The sequence below is a fragment of the Streptomyces sp. NPDC002888 genome (genome assembly GCF_042888465.1).
GTDB lineage: Bacteria > Actinomycetota > Actinomycetes > Streptomycetales > Streptomycetaceae > Streptomyces.
Genome location: NZ_JBIAPU010000038.1, coordinates 1 through 21177, shown reverse-complemented (window position 1 = coordinate 21177; position 21177 = coordinate 1). Strand labels below are relative to the sequence as shown.

Annotated in this window: 19 protein-coding genes; 13 read left to right on the top strand and 6 right to left on the bottom strand. The window is 72.7% G+C overall.

Going from position 1 to position 21177, the window contains the following annotated elements:
• Positions 1-12 precede the first annotated feature (12 nt).
• From ACFYWX_RS41805 to ACFYWX_RS41795, 3 genes are all read left to right on the top strand, one after another.
• On the top strand, positions 13-555 hold the full coding sequence (locus ACFYWX_RS41805) for a sigma-70 family RNA polymerase sigma factor (RefSeq protein ID WP_389430447.1): 543 nt from the start codon (positions 13-15) through the stop codon (positions 553-555).
• A complete protein-coding gene (locus ACFYWX_RS41800; RefSeq protein ID WP_389430446.1) occupies positions 552-1367 on the top strand; it encodes an anti-sigma factor domain-containing protein in 816 nt (271 codons plus the stop codon). Before ACFYWX_RS41805 ends, ACFYWX_RS41800 begins: the two co-directional genes overlap by 4 nt.
• Positions 1368-1482: 115 nt before the next feature.
• Positions 1483-1749 (top strand): hypothetical protein, encoded by a 267-nt coding sequence (locus ACFYWX_RS41795; protein WP_133929279.1) that lies wholly within the window; start codon positions 1483-1485, stop codon positions 1747-1749.
• A 10-nt stretch (positions 1750-1759) separates the two neighbouring features.
• On the opposite strand, the gene ACFYWX_RS41790 is transcribed toward ACFYWX_RS41795, so the two are convergent.
• From ACFYWX_RS41790 to ACFYWX_RS41780, 3 genes are read right to left on the bottom strand one after another with little or no spacing between them, the layout of a single operon-like run.
• Entirely contained in the window at positions 1760-2956 is a 1197-nt protein-coding gene (locus ACFYWX_RS41790) for a CaiB/BaiF CoA transferase family protein (protein ID WP_389430444.1), read from the bottom strand.
• A 33-nt stretch (positions 2957-2989) separates the two neighbouring features.
• The gene (locus ACFYWX_RS41785; protein ID WP_389430443.1) at positions 2990-3766 is read right to left on the bottom strand and encodes an ABC transporter permease; all 777 of its coding nucleotides are present in this window, start codon (positions 3764-3766) and stop codon (positions 2990-2992) included.
• Positions 3763-4707, bottom strand: a complete 945-nt coding sequence (locus ACFYWX_RS41780) for an ATP-binding cassette domain-containing protein (protein WP_389430442.1) — start codon at positions 4705-4707, stop codon at positions 3763-3765. The genes ACFYWX_RS41785 and ACFYWX_RS41780 overlap by 4 nt, the downstream gene beginning before the upstream one ends.
• A 63-nt stretch (positions 4708-4770) precedes the next feature.
• On the opposite strand from ACFYWX_RS41780, the gene ACFYWX_RS41775 reads away from it, so the two are divergent.
• Positions 4771-5484 carry a TetR/AcrR family transcriptional regulator C-terminal domain-containing protein gene (locus ACFYWX_RS41775; RefSeq protein WP_389430440.1) on the top strand — a complete coding sequence of 238 codons (714 nt, stop codon included), beginning with the start codon at positions 4771-4773 and terminating at the stop codon, positions 5482-5484.
• 22 nt (positions 5485-5506) lie between these two features.
• Here ACFYWX_RS41775 and ACFYWX_RS41770 read toward each other — a convergent pair whose 3' ends face one another.
• From ACFYWX_RS41770 to hmgA, 3 genes are read right to left on the bottom strand one after another with little or no spacing between them, the layout of a single operon-like run.
• Positions 5507-6649 (bottom strand): type ISP restriction/modification enzyme, encoded by a 1143-nt coding sequence (locus ACFYWX_RS41770; protein ID WP_389430439.1) that lies wholly within the window; start codon positions 6647-6649, stop codon positions 5507-5509.
• 25 nt (positions 6650-6674) lie between these two features.
• Positions 6675-7424, bottom strand: a complete 750-nt coding sequence (locus tag ACFYWX_RS41765; protein WP_389430437.1) for a GntR family transcriptional regulator — start codon at positions 7422-7424, stop codon at positions 6675-6677.
• A gap of 28 nt (positions 7425-7452) precedes the next feature.
• The gene (gene hmgA, locus ACFYWX_RS41760; protein WP_389430436.1) at positions 7453-8781 is read right to left on the bottom strand and encodes a homogentisate 1,2-dioxygenase; all 1329 of its coding nucleotides are present in this window, start codon (positions 8779-8781) and stop codon (positions 7453-7455) included.
• 161 nt (positions 8782-8942) lie between these two features.
• Here hmgA and ACFYWX_RS41755 point away from each other — a divergent pair, with 161 nt between their 5' ends.
• The 9 genes from ACFYWX_RS41755 (at position 8943) to ACFYWX_RS41715 (ending at position 21086) form a co-directional block, all read left to right on the top strand.
• Positions 8943-9530, top strand: a complete 588-nt coding sequence (locus tag ACFYWX_RS41755; protein WP_389430435.1) for a hypothetical protein — start codon at positions 8943-8945, stop codon at positions 9528-9530.
• Complete coding sequence (locus tag ACFYWX_RS41750) at positions 9527-10147, top strand: TetR family transcriptional regulator (protein WP_389430434.1); 621 nt, start codon at positions 9527-9529, stop codon at positions 10145-10147. The genes ACFYWX_RS41755 and ACFYWX_RS41750 overlap by 4 nt, the downstream gene beginning before the upstream one ends.
• A gap of 136 nt (positions 10148-10283) precedes the next feature.
• Positions 10284-12515: a molybdopterin oxidoreductase family protein gene (locus ACFYWX_RS41745; RefSeq protein WP_389430433.1), complete on the top strand. Its 2232-nt coding sequence runs from the start codon at positions 10284-10286 to the stop codon at positions 12513-12515.
• A 177-nt stretch (positions 12516-12692) separates the two neighbouring features.
• Complete coding sequence (locus ACFYWX_RS41740; protein WP_389430432.1) at positions 12693-14132, top strand: CitMHS family transporter; 1440 nt, start codon at positions 12693-12695, stop codon at positions 14130-14132.
• A gap of 79 nt (positions 14133-14211) precedes the next feature.
• A complete protein-coding gene (locus ACFYWX_RS41735; RefSeq protein WP_389430431.1) occupies positions 14212-15459 on the top strand; it encodes an MFS transporter in 1248 nt (415 codons plus the stop codon).
• 101 nt (positions 15460-15560) lie between these two features.
• Entirely contained in the window at positions 15561-16130 is a 570-nt protein-coding gene (locus ACFYWX_RS41730; RefSeq protein WP_389430429.1) for a hypothetical protein, read from the top strand.
• Positions 16117-18078 carry a class F sortase gene (locus ACFYWX_RS41725; RefSeq protein ID WP_389430427.1) on the top strand — a complete coding sequence of 654 codons (1962 nt, stop codon included), beginning with the start codon at positions 16117-16119 and terminating at the stop codon, positions 18076-18078. Before ACFYWX_RS41730 ends, ACFYWX_RS41725 begins: the two co-directional genes overlap by 14 nt.
• Positions 18079-18250: 172 nt before the next feature.
• Positions 18251-19594: an ABC transporter ATP-binding protein gene (locus tag ACFYWX_RS41720; protein ID WP_389430425.1), complete on the top strand. Its 1344-nt coding sequence runs from the start codon at positions 18251-18253 to the stop codon at positions 19592-19594.
• Positions 19595-19697: 103 nt separating this feature from the next.
• Positions 19698-21086: an aldehyde dehydrogenase family protein gene (locus tag ACFYWX_RS41715; RefSeq protein ID WP_389430423.1), complete on the top strand. Its 1389-nt coding sequence runs from the start codon at positions 19698-19700 to the stop codon at positions 21084-21086.
• Positions 21087-21177: the final 91 nt, after the last annotated feature.

Sequence of the window (21177 nt, the reverse complement as noted above, 5' to 3'; positions counted from 1 at the left end):
GAGGGGGACCGCGTGGAGGCGGACGAGCTGCTGGTGCTCGTGGCAGGTGGCGACCAACGGGCGTTCGAGGAGCTGTACGGACTGGTGTCAGGACCGGTGTTCGGACTCGTCAGGCGAGTCGTGAGGGATCCGGCGCAGTCGGAGGAGGTGTCGCAGGAGGTGCTGCTCGAACTCTGGCGCTCCGCCGCCCGCTTCGACCCCGGCCGCGGTAGCGCCCTGTCCTGGATCCTCACCCTCGCCCACCGCCGCGCCGTCGACCGGGTGCGCAGCGCCCGCGCGGCCGGCGAACGCGAGCAGCGTGAGGCCCAGCGCGCCCACCACCCCGCCTTCGACCAGGTGTCCGAAGAGGTCGAGGCCGGCTTGGAGCGCGAGTACGTGCGCCGCTGCCTGGACCGCCTCACCACCCTGCAACGCCAGTCCGTCACCCTCGCCTACTACGACGGCTACACGTACCGTGAAGTGGCCGAGCGACTCTCGCTGCCGCTGGGCACCGTCAAGACGCGGATGCGCGACGGGCTCACGCGGCTGCGCGAATGCCTGGGAGGTGCCGCATGAGTCTGTTCGACCGCCTCTTCGGCCGCGACGACCCGCACTCGTTCGCCGCCCCCTACGCCCTGGACGCCCTCGACCCCGAGGAACGGCGCCGCTTCGAGAAGCACCTCAAGGGCTGCGACCGCTGCGCCGCCGAGGTGCGGGCCCTGTCCGAGGACGCCGTCCGGCTGGCCTGGTCGACGGCCGCCCCGGCGCCGGCCGCGATGCGCGACCGGGTCCTGGCCGCCGCACGGGCCACTCCGCAGGAGCGGGCGCCGGTGCGGGAGCACGCTCCTCAACTGCCCCCGCACGTGTGGGGTACCCAGCCGCCGCCGGGGCGCGCCCGTGCGCCCCGCGCGCGCCGCCCCCTGTTCGTGCCGTTCGCCACCGCCACGGCCGCCGCGGCCCTCGTCGTCGCCTCGCTCTTCGCCGTCCAGGCCAACCGCGCCCAGGACCAGTTGGACGCCGAGCGGACCCAGTCACGTGAGATCGCCCACGTTCTGGCGGCTCCGGACGCCCGCGCGACGACCGGCAAGGACACCGAGGGCAGAAATATCGGAGTGATCGCCTCCGCGTCGGGGAAGGAAGCGGTGGTGACCCTGAGCGGATACGACGACCTGCCGAGCGGGCAGGTGCACCAGTTGTGGCTCATGCGCCCCGACGTGCAACCACGCTCCCTCGGGCTGTTCGACGGCGACACGCCCCTGGTCGCGACCGGTCTCGACACCGCCGCGACATCACTCGCCGTAACCGTCGAGCCCGACGGGGGATCAGCGCAGCCCACTACTCAGCCAATTGTCCAACTCGCCCTGAAAACTGTCGGATTCGGAGAGTAATCGTCAACCTCCTTGTGGGGAAGGTGAATCCTGTGACCGGGATACACGAGTGCCCGAGCGGGGCGATAGGGTTAACCTGCCCGGGCCGGGTGGACTCGTACGGGTGGGGAGTGACATGGAACAGATAACAGCGCGCAGGGCGAGGGTCCCTGCAATCACCTGCGGAAGCAGCGCGACCAGTTCGCGCCTCGACCGCCATCTCTCGGTACTGGCGGGTCCCGCCGTGCCACAGCGGGAGACGGCCGAGGCGACCTCACTGATGCGTGAGCTCACCGCTCGTGACACCACACAGCGGCGCAGTGACAGGGGCGCGCGGGTCCGCCGCGTCTCCCTCTTCGCACCCCTGCGTCGGCTGCGCCGCTCGCTGTTCGGCGGGAACTAGAGGTCCGCGCTCAGGCGACCACACCGTCCCGGCGCAGTGCTGCGACCTCGTCGTCCGTCATCCCCACGGCGCGCAGCAATGCCTCGGTGTGTTCCCCGAGCGCGGGCACGTCCCCCATACGCGCCTCCTCCCCGCCCGGCAGAGTGATCGGCGGCAGGAGCGCCCGCAGCGGCCCGACCGGCGTCCCCACCTCCCGCCACCGCTCCCGGGCCGCCAGCTGCGGATGCTCCGCCACCTCGTGCACGTCCCGCAGGCGCGCGCAGGCGAGCCCCGCGCTCTCCAGCCGGGCCAGCGCCTCCTCGGTGCCCAGCGCGCCCAGCGCCTCGGCCACATACGCGTCCGTACGCTCCCGGTTGGCCACCCGCGCCGCGTTCGTCGCGTATGCCGGATCCGTCCCCAACTCGGGCCGTCCGACGACCTGTTCCGCCAGCCGCCGCCACTCCCGGTCGTTCTGCACCGACAGCAGCACCCGCCCGCCGTCCGCGGTCGCGTAGGCGTCGTACGGCGCGATCACCGCGTGCGCCAGGCCCGTGCGGGCCGGCGCGGTCCCGCCGTGCATCGCGTGGTGCAGCGGATGCCCCATCCACTCCGCCAGCGCGTCCAGCATCGACACCTCCACCGGGCCGCCCCGCCCGGTCGTCCCCCGCCGCACCAGCGCCGCCAGCACCCCCGAGAAGGCGTACATGGCGGCCGCGATGTCGGCCGCCGGGATCCCCGCCTTGACGGGCTGTTCGGGCGTCCCGGTGACCGACACCAGGCCCGCCTCGCACTGCACGAGCATGTCGTACGCCCGCTTGTCCGCGTACGGACCCGTCGCCCCGTACCCCGAGATGTCCACGGCGACCAGCCGCGGATGCGCCGCGCACAGGGTGGCCGCGTCCAGGCCGAGCCGGGCGGCGGCCCCCTGCGCGAGGTTCTGCACGAACACGTCCGCCTCGGCGACCAGCCGTCGTACGACGTCCAGGCCCCGCGGGTCCTTCAGGTCGAGCGCGACGGACTCCTTGCCCCGGTTGCACCACACGAAGTGCGAGGCCAGGCCCCGGGCGGCGGTGTCGTAGCCGCGCGCGAAGTCGCCGCCGTCGATCCGCTCCACCTTGATGACCCGGGCTCCGAGATCGGCGAGCTGCCGGGTGGCGAAGGGGGCCGCGACGGCCTGTTCGACGGCGACGACGGTGATGCCCTCCAGGGGCGGCGGGAGCAGATCCATGGGGTGGATCATGACCCGCGCCGCCCCGTTCTGTCATGGCCGCGCGTACCGGCGCACGGCGAGCGGGGCGAACACCGCGAGCAGCACCGCGCACCAGGCCAGCGACCCGGCGACCGGATGCGCGACCGGCCAGGCGGCCCCGTCGGGCACGGGTGCGTTGCCGAAGAGGTCCCGCAGGGCGGTGGACAGCGCGCTGAGCGGGTTCCACTCGGCGAGCGTGCGCAGCCAGCCAGGAAGGTTGTCGGTGGGGATGTAGGCGTTGGACAGCAGCGGCAGCATGAAGGTCGCGCTGCCCAGCTGGCCGGCCGCCTCCTCGCTCCTGGTCAGCAGCCCGAGGAAGATCCCGATCCAGGTGCAGGCGAACCGGAACAGCAGCAACAGGGCGAGGGCACCGGTGGCCGCCAGGGCCGAGCCGTCGACACGCCAGCCCACCGCCAGCCCGACCAGCAGGAACGGCACCGTCCCGGCCGCCGTGACGACGAGGTCGGCGACCGCCTGCCCGAGCGGCACGGCCGCCCGGCTCACCGGCAGGGTGCGCAGCCGGTCCGTCACCCCGCGGTGGACGTCCTGCGCCGCCTGGAACATGCCGGTCATGATCCCGTTGGCGGCGGTCGCGACCAGCAGACCCGGCACGAGGAACGCCCGGTACTCGGCGCCCGGCATAGCGAGGGCGCTGCCGAAGACGTAGCCGAAGAACAGCAGCATGGTGATCGGCATGGTCTGGGTGAGGATCACCAGCGCCGGGTTGTTGCGCACACGCAGCAGCTGGCGGCCCAGCATCGCCGTGCCGTCGAAGGCGAGGGTGCTCATGCGGCGACCTCCTGGTCGGTGGTGAGGCGCAGGAACACCTCGTCGAGGGTCGGGGGACGCAAGGTCGCGTCCAGCAACGGCACGCCGGCCGCGTCGAGTTCGCGCACCAGGCGGGGGAGGGTGAGCGTGGAGTCCCGGGTGACCGCGCCCACGGCTGCGCGTTCGTGGTCGAACGTCGGCTCGGTGCCGGTCAGTTGGTCCAGGACGCCGGCCGCCTTCGGGAGGACGTCCGGGTCCGCGACGACCACCTCGGCGTAGGAGCCGATGAGGGCCTTGAGCTGGCGGGGTGAGCCGGTGTGCGCGACCCTGCCCTGGTCCATCAGGGCGATGTCGTCGGCGAGTTGGTCGGCCTCCTCCAGGTACTGGGTGGTCAGCACGACCGTCGTGCCGTCCTGCTTGAGCTCGCGGACAGCGTCCCAGATGCCGGTGCGGCTGGCCGGGTCGAGGCCGGTCGTGGGCTCGTCGAGGAAGAGCACCTCGGGGCGGCGGATCAGGCTCGCGGCGAGGTCGAGGCGGCGCCGCATGCCGCCCGAGTAGGTGGACGCCGGCCGGTCGGCTGCCTCGGTGAGCCCGAAGCGGTCCAGCAGCTCCGCGGTCCTTTCGCCGGGGTCACGCATCCGGTGCAGGCGGGCGAACAGGCGCAGGTTCTGGCGGCCGGTGAGGTCACCGTCGACCGACGCGTACTGCCCGGTCACGCTGATGGCCCCGCGGACGGCGGCCGCCTCCCGGACGAGGTCGTGCCCGGCGACCCGGGCCGACCCCGCGTCGGGCCGCAGCAGCGTCGTCAGCAGGCGTACCGCTGTCGTCTTGCCCGCTCCGTTCGGGCCGAGCAGGCCGCAGACGGTGCCCTGCGGGACGGCGAGGTCGAGGCCCTGGAGGGCGTGCACCTCGCCGAAACGCTTTTCCAGACCTTCACTAAGTACAGCGTACGTAGAAGTCATGGGTCGACCATAGCGCACTACGTACGCTGTACGTAACTAGGATGGTGGCCGAGGTGATGATCGATGGCTGGCCGAGCGGCCGTACCCGAAGTGATCTGGGCCCGTCCCGAGCGGACGGGCCGGGGGCCGAAGCCCGCGTACACGCGGGCTGACATCGCGGCGGCGGCGGTGCGGATCGCCGACGCGCAGGGGCTGGACGCGGTGTCGATGCGGCACGTCGCGGCGGAGTTGGGGTGCGGGACGATGTCCCTCTACAACTACGTCCCCCGCAAGGAGGACCTGCACGAGCTGATGGTGGACGCGGTCAGCGGGGAGCATGAGAGGTGGGAGCCGAGTGGGGACTGGCGGGCGGACATGGTCCGCGTCGCCCACCAGACGCGGGCCCTGATGCACCGCCACACCTGGGTGCCCCGGCTGATGTCCCCGGTCTACGGCTTCAGTCCGAACGCCATGCGCTATCTCGAGCACTGCATGGCCTGCCTCGACCCGTTCGACGCGCCCTTCGGCACGAAGATGGAGCTGCTCGCGATGCTCAACGGGTGCGTGACGGTCTACGTCTCGAACGAACTGTCCACCGCCGAGCGCACGCGGTCACTGCCGTGGTCGGACGAGCAGGAGCAGGCGGTGCGGATCGCCTACCTGGGCTCCCAGATCGCCTCGGGGACCTATCCCCGGCTGGCCGCCGCCTTCATGGAGGATGCCGGGCCCATCGATCTGGAGGCGGTCTTCGCGCGGATGCTCCAGCGGGTGCTCGACGGCTTCCAGCCGCGCGGCTAGGACCTGTCCGGCCGGACAGGTCCTAGATCAACGCGAACTGTCCCTCCGGGCCCTCCTCGTGGTGGTCCAGGACGGTTGCGGGGTGGCGGGTCGACTCCGGGGGCGGGAGCACGCCCGCCTCGCGCAGCTCTGCTGACGTGATGGGGTCTCGCAGCTCCAACTCCTCCTCCTGCTGAGGGCGCAGCTCTGCCAGGAGGGCCACGACCGTGATCAGTTCCAGGAGTTCCGATGTCCATGCCTGGGGCCAAGTCGTCGGGCGGATCGACTGGAGTGTGCCGGGTGCCACCTCGGCCGTTCTGGTCGCGAACCACTGCTCCAGGACCCTGTTGCCGGCCGCCTCGAAGTCCCAGGCCTGCGGTGGGACCGGGGAGATGCGGCCCTCGTCGAGGTGGAGGGTTTCCTCGTCGGGGTCGTAGTGGAGGGTGCGGGGGAGGGCGGGGAGAGGGGCGCGGACGTAGGGGCGGCGGCCGCCGGGGAGTTTGGGGCGGTCGCCGTTGCGGCGCAGCAGCCAGAGGATGCGGCGGCCCGTCTCGACGCCCCGCGACCAGAGGCCGGGGTCCCGGGTGAGGGGGACGGTGAGGTCGGGGCGGGCGGCGGTCAGGGTCCAGGCCAGGAAGTCCACCGGATCGGGGGAGTGGCCCAGGTGGTCCAGCAGGCCCGGGGCCAGGTTGGGTTCCTCGGCGCCGGGGCGGCGGTACAGCGGTCGGACGCGGCCGGGGCGCAGGAGAGGGATGAGGGAGGTCGCCAGGAGGGGGGACCCCGGGGTCTCCAGTACAAAGACCTGGTGCTCGTCCGCCACCCGCCAGAGCTCGGGGCGGGCCGCGTCGATCAGGCGGTGGTCGGGGATGAGCCACTGCTCGTCGAACGGGGCGGTCAGGACCCGTACCGGATCCGGGCAGGGGCCGAAGGCGCGGGCCAGTTTCTCCGTGCCGGCGCCGGACCGGCCCGGCAGTTGCCCCACCGCCGAGTGCAGGGTGCGTGCGCGCGTCGGCTCGAACAGGGCCTCGCGGTCGGGGCCCTCCGCCTTCAGCAGGGCGTCCCAGCGGGCCTTGAGCGAGGCCGGGTCGGCGTCCGTCGGCCAGCCCCGGCCGAGCCGCGGCGGTGCGACGGACCACGGCATGAGGTCCGCCAGCGGCGGAGCGTCGTCGTGCGTCACGCTGGGCATCGTACGACGGGCCGCCCGTGGCGGGTCACGTGGCGTCGAGCGTGACCGTGAAGGAGAAACGGTCGCCCCGGTAGTGGATGACGGCCACGTCCAGCGGGCGCCCGTCGGCGTCGTAGGTCACGCCCGTGTAGTGCAGGATCGGGCTCAGCAGCGGGACCTGGAGCAGCTGGGCGGTCTCCGGGTCGGCGAGACGGGCCTCGACCGTGTCCGTGATGCGGCTGATGTCCGCCCCGACGACGTCCCGCAGCACCTTGGTCATCGGCCAGCGGGCCAGGTCGTCCGGGTCGACGCGGGCGGCGAGTTCGGGGCGGACGTAGTTGCGGGCGTGGTTGGTCGGCTCGCCGGTCTTCTCGTCGCTGCGCAGGCGGTGGTACGTCGCCACCTCGGCGAGGTCCGGGAAGTACTCGGCGAGCTCGGTCGGGACGGGGGCCCTGCCGTGGTCGAGGAGCCGCGTCGTCATGCCGGACTGCTGGGCGACGATCGCGTCCACCGAGCCGAGGAGCCGTACCGGGGCGCCGCGTCGCACGCCCGGCTCGATGAACGTGCCGCGCCTGCGGTGGCGGGAGATCAGCCCCTCGTCCTCCAGCTCCTTCAGCGCCTGCCGCATGGTCAGCACGCTCACCCCGTAGTGGCCCGCCAACTGCTCCTCCGTCGGCAGGCGCAGCGGGTCCCGGGGTGAGCGGCCGAGTATCGAGGCACGCAGCGACTGCGACACCTGGTACCAGAGCGGCAGCTTGCGGTTGAGGACGATCGAGTCGGGGGCGAAGGAGGTCACGGGGGTCATCCGTACCGGCAGGGGGTCCTCAGGGCAAGGGGCGGAAATGGCGCTGAAGGCCCTGCCATACGTCGTCGTAGTGCTGTTGCAGGTGGTTCGCGCGGGCCGCGTGCGAGGTGAGCGTGATCGGCCAGCGGGTCTCGAACATGAACGCGAGGCCGTCGTCGACCTTCTGGGGCCTCAGCTCGGCGGCGCTCGCCCGGTCGAAGGTCTCCCGGTCCGGTCCGTGCGCCGACATCATGTTGTGCAGCGAGCCGCCGCCCGGCACGAAACCCCCTTTTCCGGCCGTCTTCGCGTCGTAGGCGCCCTCGATCAGGCCCATGTACTCGCTCATCACGTTCCGGTGGAAGTACGGCGGCCGGAAGGTGTCCTCGCCCACCAGCCAGCGTGGCGCGAAGACCACGAAGTCGACGCCGGCCAGACCGGGGGTGTCCGAGGGCGACGTCAGCACCGTGAAGATCGACGGGTCGGGGTGGTCGTAGGAGATCGTCCCGATCACGTTGAAGCGGCGCAGGTCGTAGACGTACGGCACGTGGTTGCCGTGCCAGGCGACGACGTCGAGCGGGGAGTGGTCGTAATGGGCCGTCCAGAGGTTGCCGCAGAACTTGTTCACCACCTCCACCGGGCCCTCGACGTCCTCGTACGCGGCGACCGGCGCGCGGAAGTCGCGGGGGTTGGCGAGGCCGTTGGCGCCGATCGGGCCGAGGTCGGGGAGACGGAAGGGGGCGCCGTAGTTCTCGCAGACGTAGCCGCGGGCCACCGGGTCGAGCAGTTCGACGCGGAAGCGGACTCCGCGCGGGACGAGGGCCACCTCGCCCGGCTCGGCGTGCAGCAGGCCGAACTCCGTGCGCAGCAGGAGACCGCCGCGCTCGGGGACGATCAGCAGTTCGCCGTCGGCGTCGCTGAAGACGCGGTCCATCGAGGAGTCGGCGTGGTAGACGTGCACGGCCATGCCGGCGCGCTGGGTGACGTCGCCGTTGCCGCCGAGGGTCCACAGGCCGGCGAGGAAGTCCGTACCGGCCGGTGGCTCGGGCAGGGGGTTCCAGCGCAGCCGGTTCGGGTCCGGGACCGACTCCGTGAAGGGAGCGGTGCGGATCCAGCCGTTGTGCGTGTGCGTGAACGCCGGGTGGGCGGCCGACGGGCGGATCCGGTACATCCACGAGCGGCGGTTGTGGGCCCTGGGCTCGGTGAACGCCGTGCCGCTGAGCTGTTCCGCGTACAGGCCGAGGGGCGCGCGCTGGGGTGCGTTGCGGCCCTCGGGGAGGGCGCCCGGGACGGCCTCGGAGCTGTGCTCGTTGCCGAAACCGGAGAGGTAGGTCAGCCCCTCGGCGGTCTTGCGTGCGTCCCCGCTGCCCATGATCGCTCCCTGTGTTCTGATTCCTATGTATCACCGTAGGATTGCGGTTTCTCCGGCGCAAGAGGCCCGTGCGACCTCCTCACGGAGGACGAGGGGGCGCGGTTGAGAACCCGACCACAGGGGGATCCGCACTGTCGGATGTTTGTTCTACGCTCCCCGGCATGTCGTGGAAGAGGGGGTTCGTCGCCGCACTGGCGGTCTGTGTCCTGCTGTTGACCGGATCCGCGGGCTGCGCTTCGGGCGATGCGTACGGGCAGGGTGGGGGCGGGGAGTCGTCCGCGCCCGTGGGTGAGCTCATCGGTGACACCGACCAGGAGGGGCACCGCCTGCGGGAGGTGGACGAGGAGGGCGCACCCCGGGTCGCCATGGAGGTCGCGCCCGACAGCGACGGCAGCTGGGACGTCCGGTTGACCGTCACCGGCTTCCGGTTCTCACCGGACGGTACGGCGGCGCGGGCCGTGGCCGGCCGGGGGGTCGCCCGCCTCTTCGTGGACGGCCGCGCCGTCGCCGCCCTGCGCGGCCCGGACCACCGCCTCGCGGCCGGCTACCTCCCGCACGGCACCCACCATGTCACCGCGCGCCTGTACGCCGACGACGACACGGTCTGGGCCGTCGACGGCAAGCCGGTCGAGTGCACGGCGGACATCACCGCGTCGGCTCCCGAACCCGCGCCCACGGTGAGTGCCGGGAGCGCTTCGCCGCGTACTGGGGGGCGAGGTTCACCGGACCGCGGCGGAGAGGCATCATGAAGCCCGTGCCCCACGCGACATCGCTACGCCGTGCGCCCGTGCAGCGGCGCAGCGCAGAACGTCTGACCAGGATCCTCGACGCCTGCGCCGACCTCCTCGACGAGGTCGGCTACGACGCCCTGAGCACGCGTGCCGTGGCGCTGCGTGCCGGTGTCCCCATCGGCTCGGTGTACCGCTTCTTCGGCAACAAGCGCGCGATGGCCGACGCGCTCGCCCAGCGCAACCTGGAGCGCTACACCGAGCGTGTCGCCGAGCGCCTGAAGGGGGACGGCGGCGGGGGAGGCTGGCGGGCCGCCATGGACGCCGTGCTCGACGAGTACCTGGCGATGAAGCGCACCGCGCCCGGCTTCTCCCTCGTCGACTTCGGCAACCAGATCCCGGTGGGCGCCCGGGACGGCGAACCCAACCACCGGGTCGCCGACCGACTCACCGATCTCCTCTCCGGCTACCTCGGCCGCGAGCCCGACGAGGACGTGCGGCGCACCTTCCTCGTCGCCGTCGAAACCGCGGACACCCTCGTGCACCTGTCCTTCCGGGTGGACCCGGAGGGCGACGAGAAGATCATCGGGGAGACGCGGGAGTTGTTGCGGGCGTATCTGGCGCGGGTGCTGGACTGAGGGACCCCGCGGGCCGCCCCGGCGGCATCGGCGGCATCGGTTTCGGTTCGGGCGAGACCTCCCCACCGTCCATACCGGTCGGTATGCTCGGCCCCAGCCCGTGCGTCATCGTCGCCGCCACCCTCCGGGAGGACCCGTGTCCCGCACCGCTCTCCGTATCTGTCCACTGTGCGAGGCCACCTGCGGGCTGACGCTCACTGTCGAGGGGACGAAGGTCACCGGCGCCCGCGGCGACCGGGACGACGTGTTCAGCAAGGGCTTCATCTGCCCCAAGGGCGCCGCCTTCGGGGCCGTCGACAGCGACCCCGACCGGCTGCGGGCGCCGCTCGTGCGCAGGGACGGCGAGCTGCGGGAGGCGAGCTGGCAGGAGGCGTTCGACGCGGTCGCGGCGGGCGTCCGGCCGGTCGTCGAGCAGTACGGGCCGCACTCCGTCGGGGTCGTCCTCGGCAACCCCAACGTGCACACCGTGGCCGGCGGCCTCTACCCGGCGGTGCTCCTCGCCGGCCTCGGCACCCGCAGCATCTTCACCGCGTCCACGCTCGACCAGATGCCCAAGCACGTCTCCAGCGGGCTGCTGTTCGGCGATGCCAACGCCATCCCCGTACCGGACCTGGACCACACCGACCACCTGCTCCTCATCGGCGCCAACCCCCTGGAGTCCAACGGGAGTCTGTGCACCGCGCCCGACTTCCCCGGCAGGCTCAAGGCGCTCAAGGCCCGCGGCGGCACCCTCACCGTCATCGACCCGCGCCGCACTCGCACCGCTCAGCTCGCCGACCGGCACGTCGCGATCCGGCCGGGCACCGACGCGCTGCTGCTCGCGGCGATGACGTACGTGCTGTTCGAGGAAGGCCTGGTCGACCTCGGTGATCTGGGCCCGAACGTCCAGGGCGTCGAGGAAGTCCGCGCCGCCGTCCGGGAGTTCACGCCCGAAGCCGTCGCCGAGGCCTGTGACGTCGAGGCCCCTGTGACACGTGCCCTGGCCCGCGAACTGGCCGCCGCACCCACCGCCGCCGTATACGGCCGCATCGGCAGCTGCACGGTCCCGCACGGTACCCTCGCCAGCTGGTTCGTCGACGTCCTCAACGTCCTCACCGGCAACCTCGACCGGCCCGGCGGCGCCCTCTTCCCACTGGCCGCGACCGACAGGACGCCCCGCCCCGCGGGACCCGGCCGCGGCTTCGCGCTCGGGCGCTGGCACTCCCGGGTGGGCCGGCACCCCGAGGCGAAGGGCGAGTTGCCGCTCTCCGTACTCGCCGAGGAGATCGACACCGCCACCGAGGAGGGCGAGCCGATCCGGGCGCTGATCGCGGTCGCCGCCAACCCGGTGCTCTCCGCCCCCGACGGCGACCGCCTCGACAAGGCGCTGGACTCCCTGGACTTCATGGTCAGCGTCGACCCGTACCTCAACGAGACCTCGCGCCACGCGGACGTCGTCCTGCCCCCGCCCCCGCCCTCGCAGAGCCCCCACCACGACTTCGCCTTCAACACCCTCGCCGTGCGCAACCAGGTCCGCTACACCCCTCCCGCCCTCCCGCTGGAGCCCGGCCGGATGGCCGAGACCGAGATCTTCGCCCGGCTGATCCTCGCGGCGACGGGCATGCTCGGCGCGGACCCGTCCGCCGTCGACACACTCGTCGTCGACCAGACCCTCGGCAAGGCCGTCAAGGAACCCCACTCACCCGTGCACGGCCGCGATCCCCGCGAGCTGGCCTCCCTCCTCACGGGCGACAACGGCCCCGAGCGGCGGCTCGACATGATGCTGCGCCTCGGCCCCTACGGCGACGGCTTCGGCGTACGACCGGACGGGCTGAGCCTGGAGAAGCTGCTGGCCCATCCGCACGGCATCGACCTCGGGCCCCTGCGGCCCCGCCTGCCGCAGCCGCTCAAGACCCCGAGCGGCAAGGTCGAACTGCTGCCGCGGCCGATCGCGGACGACCTGCCGCGACTGCGCGAGGCGTTGGCGCAGCGCCCCGCCGAACTCGTCCTCGTCGGCCGCCGGCACCTGCGCTCCAACAACAGCTGGATGCACAACGTCCCCGCCCTCACCGGCGGCAGCAACCGCTGCACCCTGCACATCCACCCCGAGGACGCCGAACGGCTCGGCGTGCGCACCGCGGCGCCGGTGCGCGTGAAGGGAGCCGGGGGAGAGGTGATCGTCAAGGCCGAGGTCACCGACCGCGTGCGCCCGGGCGTGGTCAGCCTGCCGCACGGCTGGGGTCACGACCGGCCCGGCACCCGGATGAGCCACGCGGCCACCGACCCCGGCGTCAACGTCAACCAGCTCCTCGACGGCAGCCTCCTCGACCCGCTGTCGGGCAACGCGGTCCTCAACGGCGTACCCGTCGAACTGGCCCCGGTGACGTGAAAAATATGCGTCCCGTGGCCGAAATGGTCATGCCGCTGACCTGAGCAAAGCCGTGACCAGCAGTTTTGCGCTTATTGCTCGCACGTCAACGTCTTGTTAACGCCAAACGAACGGACCTAACGTCATCGAACCGCCGGCCCTGGTGGGAGTTCAAGGGCGAACGTTAGGTATCCACTCATGTTGACCATCCTCGGCTTCGCCATGATCGCGACCTTCCTGGTCCTGATCATGCTGAAGAAGATGTCGCCGATCGCGGCGCTCGTGCTGATCCCCGCGCTGTTCTGCGTGTTCGTCGGCAAGGGCGCCAAGCTCGGTGACTACGTCATCGACGGCGTCACCAGCCTCGCCCCCACCGCGGCGATGCTCATGTTCGCGATCGTCTACTTCGGTGTGATGATCGACGTCGGCCTCTTCGATCCGATCGTTCGGGCCATCCTCAAGTTCTGCAAGGCCGACCCGCTGCGCATCGTCGTCGGCACGGCCCTGCTCGCGTCGATCGTGTCGCTCGACGGTGACGGCTCGACCACTTTCATGATCACGGTCTCGGCGATGTACCCGCTGTACAAGCGCCTGAAGATGAGCCTGGTCGTGATGACCGGTGTCGCCGCCATGGCCAACGGCGTGATGAACACCCTGCCGTGGGGCGGTCCGACCGCCCGAGCCGCCACCGCGCTGAAGCTCGACGCCAGCGACATCTTCGTCCCGATGATCCCGGCCCTCGCCGTCGGCCTGGTCTTCGTGATCGCCCTCTCGTACGTCCTCGGCCGCCGCGAGCGCAAGCGGCTCGGCGTGCTGACGCTGGACGAGGCGCTGGTCGAGGGCCACGCCAAGGAGGAGGTCGAGGAGAAGGAGACCGAGACGGTGCTCGTGGGCGCCGGCGGCTCCGGCACCTCCGGCTCCGACAAGAGTGCCGCCCGCACCGGCGGTACCGGCGCCGGCGCCGTCGCCCTCGGTGACGACGAGTCCGACGACGACATGCAGGGCCTCGACCCGAACCGTGCCACGCTGCGCCCCAAGCTGTACTGGTTCAACGCGCTGCTCACGGTGGCCCTGCTCACCGCGATGATCATGGAGTACCTGCCGATCCCGGTGCTCTTCCTGATCGGTGCTGCGCTCGCGCTGACCGTCAACTTCCCGCGCATCCCGGACCAGAAGGCCCGTCTCGCGGCCCACGCCGACAACGTCCTCAACGTCTCCGGCATGGTCTTCGCCGCCGCGGTCTTCACCGGCGTCCTCCAGGGCACCGGCATGGTCGACCACATGGCCAAGTGGCTGGTCGACGTCATCCCCAACTCCATGGGCCCGCACATGGCGTTCGTGACCGGCCTGCTGAGCCTGCCGCTCACCTACTTCATGTCCAACGACGGCTTCTACTTCGGCATCCTGCCGGTCCTCGCCGAGGCCGGTCAGGCGCACGGCGTGAGCTCGCTGGAGATCGCCCGCGCCTCGCTGGTCGGACAGCCGCTGCACATGTCGAGCCCGCTCGTCCCCGCCGTGTACGTCCTCGTCGGCATGGCCAAGGTCGAGTTCGGCGACCACACCCGGTTCGTGGTCAAGTGGGCGGCGCTCACCTGCCTGGTGATCCTCGCGTCGGGCATGCTCTTCGGGATCATCTGATCCTCGGGACGATCTGATCCTCGAGACGATCTGACCCTCGGGATCATCTGAATACGACACCGTCTTGGAGGACGTCATCGTGAGGCCCGGTGGGAACCGCGGCTGGCTGCTTCGCCTCGTCATCGCCTTCGGCTTCGCGCAGGGGGCGGTGTCGATGGCCCGGCCCGCCGTCTCCTACCGGGCCCTCGCGCTGGGCGCGGACGAGCGGGCGATCGGTGTCATCGCGGGCGTGTACGCGCTGCTGCCCCTCTTCGCGGCCGTCCCGCTGGGCCGCCGTACCGACCACGGCCGCTGCGCGCCCCTGCTGCCCGTCGGCGTGGTGCTGATATCCGGCGGCTGCGCGCTCAGCGGCCTCGCGGGCTCCCTGTGGGCGATGGCCCTGTGGAGCGGTGTGATGGGCCTCGGGCACCTCTGCTTCGTGATCGGCGCCCAGTCGCTCGTGGCCCGCCAGTCCGCCCCGGACGAACAGGACCGCAACTTCGGCCACTTCACCATCGGCGCCTCCCTCGGCCAACTGGTCGGCCCGATCGCGGCCGGCGCGGTGATCGGCGGCCCCGACCGGGCGGGCACCAGCGCGCTGGCTCTCGTCGTCGCGGGTGCGGGGGCGGCGGTCGCGTTCACGTCGTTGTGGCGGATAGAGAGCCCTACGGCGGCCAAGTCCCGTACGGGGCGCGGCGAGCGGGTCCCGGTGCGGCGCATCCTGCGGGCCCGGGGTGTGCCCGCCGGCATCTTCATCAGCCTCGCCGTGCTGTCGGCGACCGACATCCTCACCGCCTACCTGCCGGTGGTCGGCGAACACCGTGGTATCGCGCCGTCCGTGATCGGCGTCCTGCTCAGCCTGCGGGCGGCGGCCACCATCGCCTGCCGACTGGTGCTCACGCCTCTGCTGCGGATGCTCGGGCGGGCGTGGCTGCTGACCGCGACCTGTCTGCTGGCGGCGCTGCTGTGCGCGGGGATCGCGGTGCCGGTGCCGGTGTGGGGGCTCGGGCTGATGCTCGCCGTCCTCGGCTTCTGTCTCGGCGTCGGCCAGCCGCTGTCCATGACGACGGTCGTCCAGGCCGCTCCCGACGGGGCCCGTTCCACGGCCCTCGCCCTGCGGCTGACCGGCAACCGGCTCGGCCAGGTCGCCGCGCCGGCCGCGGCGGGGCTGGTCGCCGGAGTCGCGGGGGTGGCGGCGCCGTTCGTGATGCTCGGGGCGCTGCTGCTGCTGTCGTCGGGGATCGCGTTGCGGTCGCCGGAGAAGCCCGCGGAAGCCGAGGACGGCTCCGTGGGGGCGGGGCGGGGGCGGCGGTCCCGGCCGCCGTTGCGCCGGAAGAGCGATATCTGAGGGACTGCGGGGCGCTCCTCCCACACTCCCGGGGCGGAATGTGACATCGAATCAGGTGCAGTCGGATTTGTATGAAAATCACCTGATTCGGAGGGTCTCGTATGCCGACCTCGTCCCGTCCGCGCAGAGCCGCCGCACTCACGGCTCTCACCGTCGGCGGAGCCCTGCTCCTCGGAGCCCCGGCCGCCGTGGCCGCCCCCGGGGACAACGGAGACATCAAGATCCACATGGCGGGCACCGCCGTGGAGGCCCGGGCCAACCAGCCCAAGGTCTGCAGGTTCTACCTCGACGCGTTCAACTTCGACATCGCCCAGGGCGTCAACTGGACCATCGAGCCGCAGTCCGCACAGGCGGGTACGGGGGCTACGCTCTCGGGCGTCATCACGCTCGCCAACGGCGAAGGGGTGACCGAGAACATGATGCTGCCCGCGGGGCAGTACCGGCTCGAGTGGACGGTCGTCGGCGGCACGGGTGCGCCCAAGGAGAAGGCGTTCACGTCGGCGTGCCCCGACTCGATCGGCGTGCCCAACGGCGGTCCGCCCGCGGGCGGCGGCGGCCTCGCCCGCGCCGACGCCTTCACGCCGGTCGCCGGTGCGGCCGCGGTGGGGCTGACCGCGGTCGGCGGAACGGTCTGGTTCCGGCGCCGGCGCCGTCCCCATGGCGCCGCGTAGGCGAACCCGCAGGCCCTGGTACCGGACGCGCGCCTACCGCCTCGCGAGAACGGCCGTACTGGCCGCCTCCCTGGTGGCGGGCGGCGTCTGGTGCGCCCAGGACGAGGAGCCACCGGGCCCGGCCACCGCCGGTCCGCCGGGCTCCTCGGGGGCTCGGGTCGACGCGCGGGGAGCGGTGGCGGAGCGGGACGCGTGGGCCGTCGGCGGCGAGAACGGAGCGCAGACGAGGCCGACCGGGGCCGATGCGGGGGCGCCGACCGGGAGGCCGGGCACCGTGGAGCCGGGACGGTCCGGGCAGCGGTCCGCCGGTGCGGGCGACGTACGGCGGGGTGGGCCCGGCACCCCGACGGACGCGGGCGGAGCCCGGCCGGGCGGGGGCGTACGTCCGGGTGGGCCCGGAACCGCGACGAACGCGGGCGGAGGCGTACGTCCGGGTGGGCCTGGTGCCCCTGCGGGCGCGGGCCGAGCCCGGCCAGGTGGGTCAGGCGCCCGCGCCGGCGCGGGCGAGGCGCGACCAGATGGGCCTGCGGCCGCCGCAGGGCGTGAGCCGCCCGGCGCCAGGGTCGGCAAGGGAGGCGTACAGCCGGGTCGGCCCGGCCCTGGCGTGAGCGTGGATCAGGCGAGGAGTGAGCCGCCCGGCGCCCGGGCCGCCGCCGGCGGCGGCGTGCCGCCGGGTCGCCCCGGGCACCCGGGTCGGCCGGGGGCCCCCACCGACCCCGGCCGGGCACGGCCCGGCGGGCCCGGGGCCCGTGCCGATGCGAGAGATGCGCTGCCGCAGCAGCCGGGAAGCGGGCAGCCGGGCCGACCGGGCACCCGCGCCGACGCGGGCAGAGCTCAGCCGCAGCGGCCCGGAGCTGCTGTCGGCGCGGGCAGGGCTGAGGCGCGTCGGCCCGGGCCCGGTGCGGGTCCTGGCGTGGCTGGGTCGCAGGGGCCCGGAGCTCGTCCGGGTTCCGATGGCGCGCGGTCGCTGCGGCCGGGAGCTGCTGTCGGCGCGGGCAGGGCTGAGGGGCGGCGGCCGGGGCCCGGTGCGGGTCCTGGCGTGGCTGGGCCTCAGCGGCCCGGAGCTGCTGCGGGCGCGGGCAGGGCTGAGGGGCGGCGGCCCGGGCCGGGTGCGGGTCCTGGCGCGGCGCGGCCGCAGCGGATCGGAACTGGTGCCGATGGGGCCCGGCCGCGGGGGCCCGGAGCCCGTCCGGCCCCCGACGGTGCGCGTCCGCAGCGCCCAGGGCCCGGCGAAAGGCCCGGCGTGGCGCGCCCGCACCAGCCCGGTGCGGGCGTGGGCAGGGCGCAGCCTCAGCGGCCCGCGCCTCGGCCTGCCGGGCCCGGCGCGCAGCGGCCCCGCCCCGCCGCTCCCGGCGCACAACCCCGTCACCCCGCCAGCCCCGACAACCACACCGCTCAGTCCCGTCGCCCCGCGCCTCCCGCCACCCCTCGCCGTCCGCCCGCCAAGCCACGGCCCCGCCCCCTGCCGCGTTCCCGGGCGACCACACTCCTCATCCGGTATCTGAGTCTCAAGGCCCCGATCATGGACCTCCGGCTCGACCGGCAGCGGCGGCTGCCCGCGCCCCCCGACGACAGGGCGAACCTCGTGGGGTGGAACGCGGACGGGCCGACGCCGGGGGAGCGGGGGACCGCTGTGGCGGTCGGGCATCTGGACACGGACAGCGGGCCCGCCGTCTTCGCTGGGCTCTCCGAGTTGAAGCGGGGCGTCCTCGTGGAGGTGCTGCGCGCGGACGGCCGTACCGCCGTCTACACCGTCGACGCCGTCAGGACGTTCGAGAAGGCGCACTTTCCCAACAAGGAGGTGTACGGCCCCCGCGGCCGTCCCGAGCTACGGCTCATCACGTGCGGCGGTGACTACCACCGCAGAACCGGCTACTCCGGCAACGTCGTCGTCTTCGCCCACCTGAAGGAGATCCGCGAACCGGACAAACGCTCCCGCGCCCACTGAATCCGACCGTCCGCTTTCTCACCAGGTGGACCGGAGCGCCCTGTCCCGCCCGGTCCCTTCCCCCGGCCGCACACCGTCCGTTAGCTTCCGTGACCCACGAGCCCCGTACGACCCGCACGGGACTTCCGAACCGCGGAACGCCAGCGCCGAGTGAGCCCCCGGGGGCACTGCCATGACACGCGCCATCTCTCTGCACGACGTGAGCAAGTCCTACACGCGGGGCGTCCGCGTGGTGGAACGGCTGTCGGTGGACATCACCCCCGGGGAGTTCCTGGTCCTCCTCGGGCCCTCCGGCTGCGGAAAGTCCACCGTGCTCAGGATGATCGCCGGCCTGGAGGAGATCGACGAGGGCGAGCTGCTGCTCGACGGCGAGTACGCCAACCATCTGCCGCCGTCCGGCCGCGACATCGCGATGGTCTTCCAGAACTTCGCCCTCTATCCGAACATGACGAGCCGCGACAACATCGGCTTCCCCCTGCGCATCGAGGCCCCGGGCGAGGACCCGAGCCCGCGCGTGGACACCACCGCCCGCATGCTGGGCATCGAGGACCTCCTCGACCGCTTCCCCGCCCAGCTCTCCGGCGGCGAACGCCAGCGCGTCGCCATGGGCCGGGCCATCGCCCGCCACCCCTCCGTCTTCCTGATGGACGAGCCGCTGTCCAACCTCGACGCCAAGCTCCGCAGCCACCTGCGCGCCGAGATCTCCCGCCTCACCCGGGAGCTGGGCGTCACCACGGTGTACGTCACCCACGACCAGGCCGAGGCCATGTCGCTCGGCGACCGGGTCGCCGTCATGCGCGGCGGTGTCCTCCAGCAGGTCGACACCCCGCGAGCCGTCTACGCGCTGCCGCGCAACGTCTTCGTCGCCGCCTTCATCGGCACCCCGCGCATCAACCTGATCCGCGGTGTGGTCAGGGCCCCGCTGGACGGAGCGATGACCATCAGCCTCGGCAAGCAGGCCCTGCGCCTGCCCGAACCCCTCTCCCTGGACCACCAGTTGCTCCGCGTCCAGCAGGGCCGCGAGGTCATCGTCGGCCTGCGTTCGGAGGCCGTACGCATCGCCAAGCCCGCCGCCGCTCGACCCGGCGAGGTGGTGATCACCGGTCTGGTGGAGCACCTGGAGTTCCAGGGCCACGAGGTCATCGTGCACTTCAACACCGGCTCCCGGCCCGCCGTCGTACCCGAGTTGGAGGCCCCGCGGCCGGGGGCCCGGGCGGCCCGGCGCGTGCGGACGCGCCGTGCGGGAACGGTCCTCGACCGTCTTCGGGAGCGGGCGGGCGCGCTGCGCGGGGGTCCGGTGGCGGTCCTGGACGAACCCGCCGACGGCGACCGTCGACCCGCGACCTCCGAGGCGCGCCTGCCCGGCGACCTCGTCGTGCGCACCAACCCCGACATCGAGCTCCGCCAGGGCATGCAGGTCCCCCTCCTCGTCGACCTCGCCCACCTCTTCGTCTTCGACCAGCGCGGCGAACGCATCTGCCCGGCCCCGGCGCACCTGCCGGACCTGGGGGAGTGACGCCTGCCACGACCGGGTGAGCTTGGCGGGAAGCGTCTGGCGCCGGAAAACTAACATCGCTAGTTTGTGTGCCGGACGACGCAGCCACGCCGGAAGGAACACGATGAAGGCACACGACGGCATGTACATCGACGGCGCCTGGCGCCCCGCCGCCGACCCTGAGGTCATCGAGGTCGTGAACCCGGTCGACGAGCAGGTGATCGGCCGGGTCCCCGCCGGCACCGCCATGGACGTCGACACCGCCGTACGGGCCGCCCGTGCCGCCCTCCCGGCGTGGGCCGCCACCCCGCCCGCCGAGCGGGCCGCGCGCCTCGCCGCTCTGCGGGACGTCCTCGTGGCCCGCAAGGACGAGATCTCCGAGACCGTCGCCGCCGAACTCGGCTCACCGCTGCCCTTCGCGCAGGCGGTGCACGCGGGTGTGCCGATCGCGGTCGCCGGCTCGTACGCCGAACTGGCGGCGACGTACGAGTTCGAGGAGAAGGTCGGCAACTCGACCGTCCTGCACGAGCCGATCGGCGTGGTCGGCGCGATCACGCCCTGGAACTACCCGCTCCACCAGATCGTCGCGAAGGTCGCCCCGGCGCTCGCCGCGGGCTGCACGATCGTGGTGAAGCCGGCCGAGGACACCCCGCTCGTCGCCCAGCTCTTCGCCGAGGCGGTCCACGAGGCGGGCGTCCCGGCGGGTGTGTTCAACCTGGTCACCGGCCTCGGTCCGATCGCCGGGCAGGCCCTCGCCGAACACCCCGGCGTCGACCTGGTCTCCTTCACCGGCTCCACCGCCGTCGGCCGGCAGATCGGCGCCACCGCGGGCGCGGCCGTCAAGAAGGTGGCCCTGGAGCTGGGCGGCAAGTCCGCCAACGTCATCCTGCCGAGCGCCGACCTCGCGAAGGCGGTCAACGTCGGCGTCGCCAACGTCATGTCCAACTCGGGCCAGACGTGCAGCGCCTGGACCCGCATGCTGGTGCACACCTCCCAGTACGAGGAGGCGGTCGGGATCGCCGCCGCCGCGGCCGCCAAGTACGGCGAGCGCATCGGCCCCGTCGTCAACGCCAAGCAGCGGGCCCGGGTGCTGAGTTACATCGACAAGGGCCTCTCCGAGGGCGCCCGTCTGGTCGCGGGCGGCACGGAATCTCCGCGCGAGCAGGGCTACTTCATCAGCCCCACGGTCTTCGCCGACGTCACCCCCGACATGACCATCGCGCAGGAGGAGATCTTCGGCCCCGTCCTGTCGATCCTGCGCTATGAGGACGAGGAGGACGCCCTGCGGATCGCCAACGGCACGGTGTACGGGCTGGCCGGTGCGGTCTGGGCCGGGGACGAGGTCGAGGCGGTGGCCTTCGCCCGCCGTATGGACACCGGCCAGGTGGACATCAACGGCGGACGCTTCAACCCCCTCGCCCCGTTCGGCGGCTACAAGCAGTCGGGCGTCGGCCGAGAACTCGGCGCGCACGGCCTCGCCGAATACCTCCAGACCAAGTCCCTCCAGCTCTAGTGCCCCGGCAGGCAACGTTTGCCCGTCAAGGAGCGGCGTCGTGGGGGTCCCTCCCGCTCGAGCGAAGCCGAGAGTGGGGGAGCGTGCTCTC

Excerpts from the sequence above, each read along its gene's own strand:
- ACFYWX_RS41725 (WP_389430427.1), top strand. The coding sequence starts at position 16,117 with ATGGCGCCGCGTAGGCGAACCCGCAGGCCCTGGTACCGGACGCGCGCC.
- ACFYWX_RS41785 (WP_389430443.1), bottom strand. The coding sequence starts at position 3,766 with ATGAGCACCCTCGCCTTCGACGGCACGGCGATGCTGGGCCGCCAGCTG.
- ACFYWX_RS41730 (WP_389430429.1), top strand. The coding sequence starts at position 15,561 with ATGCCGACCTCGTCCCGTCCGCGCAGAGCCGCCGCACTCACGGCTCTC.
- ACFYWX_RS41790 (WP_389430444.1), bottom strand. The coding sequence starts at position 2,956 with ATGGATCTGCTCCCGCCGCCCCTGGAGGGCATCACCGTCGTCGCCGTC.
- ACFYWX_RS41750 (WP_389430434.1), top strand. The coding sequence starts at position 9,527 with ATGAAGCCCGTGCCCCACGCGACATCGCTACGCCGTGCGCCCGTGCAG.
- ACFYWX_RS41775 (WP_389430440.1), top strand. The coding sequence starts at position 4,771 with ATGGCTGGCCGAGCGGCCGTACCCGAAGTGATCTGGGCCCGTCCCGAG.
- ACFYWX_RS41770 (WP_389430439.1), bottom strand. The coding sequence starts at position 6,649 with ATGCCCAGCGTGACGCACGACGACGCTCCGCCGCTGGCGGACCTCATG.
- ACFYWX_RS41780 (WP_389430442.1), bottom strand. The coding sequence starts at position 4,707 with ATGACTTCTACGTACGCTGTACTTAGTGAAGGTCTGGAAAAGCGTTTC.
- ACFYWX_RS41795 (WP_133929279.1), top strand. The coding sequence starts at position 1,483 with ATGGAACAGATAACAGCGCGCAGGGCGAGGGTCCCTGCAATCACCTGC.
- ACFYWX_RS41715 (WP_389430423.1), top strand. The coding sequence starts at position 19,698 with ATGAAGGCACACGACGGCATGTACATCGACGGCGCCTGGCGCCCCGCC.
- ACFYWX_RS41800 (WP_389430446.1), top strand. The coding sequence starts at position 552 with ATGAGTCTGTTCGACCGCCTCTTCGGCCGCGACGACCCGCACTCGTTC.
- ACFYWX_RS41740 (WP_389430432.1), top strand. The coding sequence starts at position 12,693 with ATGTTGACCATCCTCGGCTTCGCCATGATCGCGACCTTCCTGGTCCTG.
- ACFYWX_RS41755 (WP_389430435.1), top strand. The coding sequence starts at position 8,943 with ATGTCGTGGAAGAGGGGGTTCGTCGCCGCACTGGCGGTCTGTGTCCTG.
- ACFYWX_RS41720 (WP_389430425.1), top strand. The coding sequence starts at position 18,251 with ATGACACGCGCCATCTCTCTGCACGACGTGAGCAAGTCCTACACGCGG.
- hmgA (WP_389430436.1), bottom strand. The coding sequence starts at position 8,781 with ATGGGCAGCGGGGACGCACGCAAGACCGCCGAGGGGCTGACCTACCTC.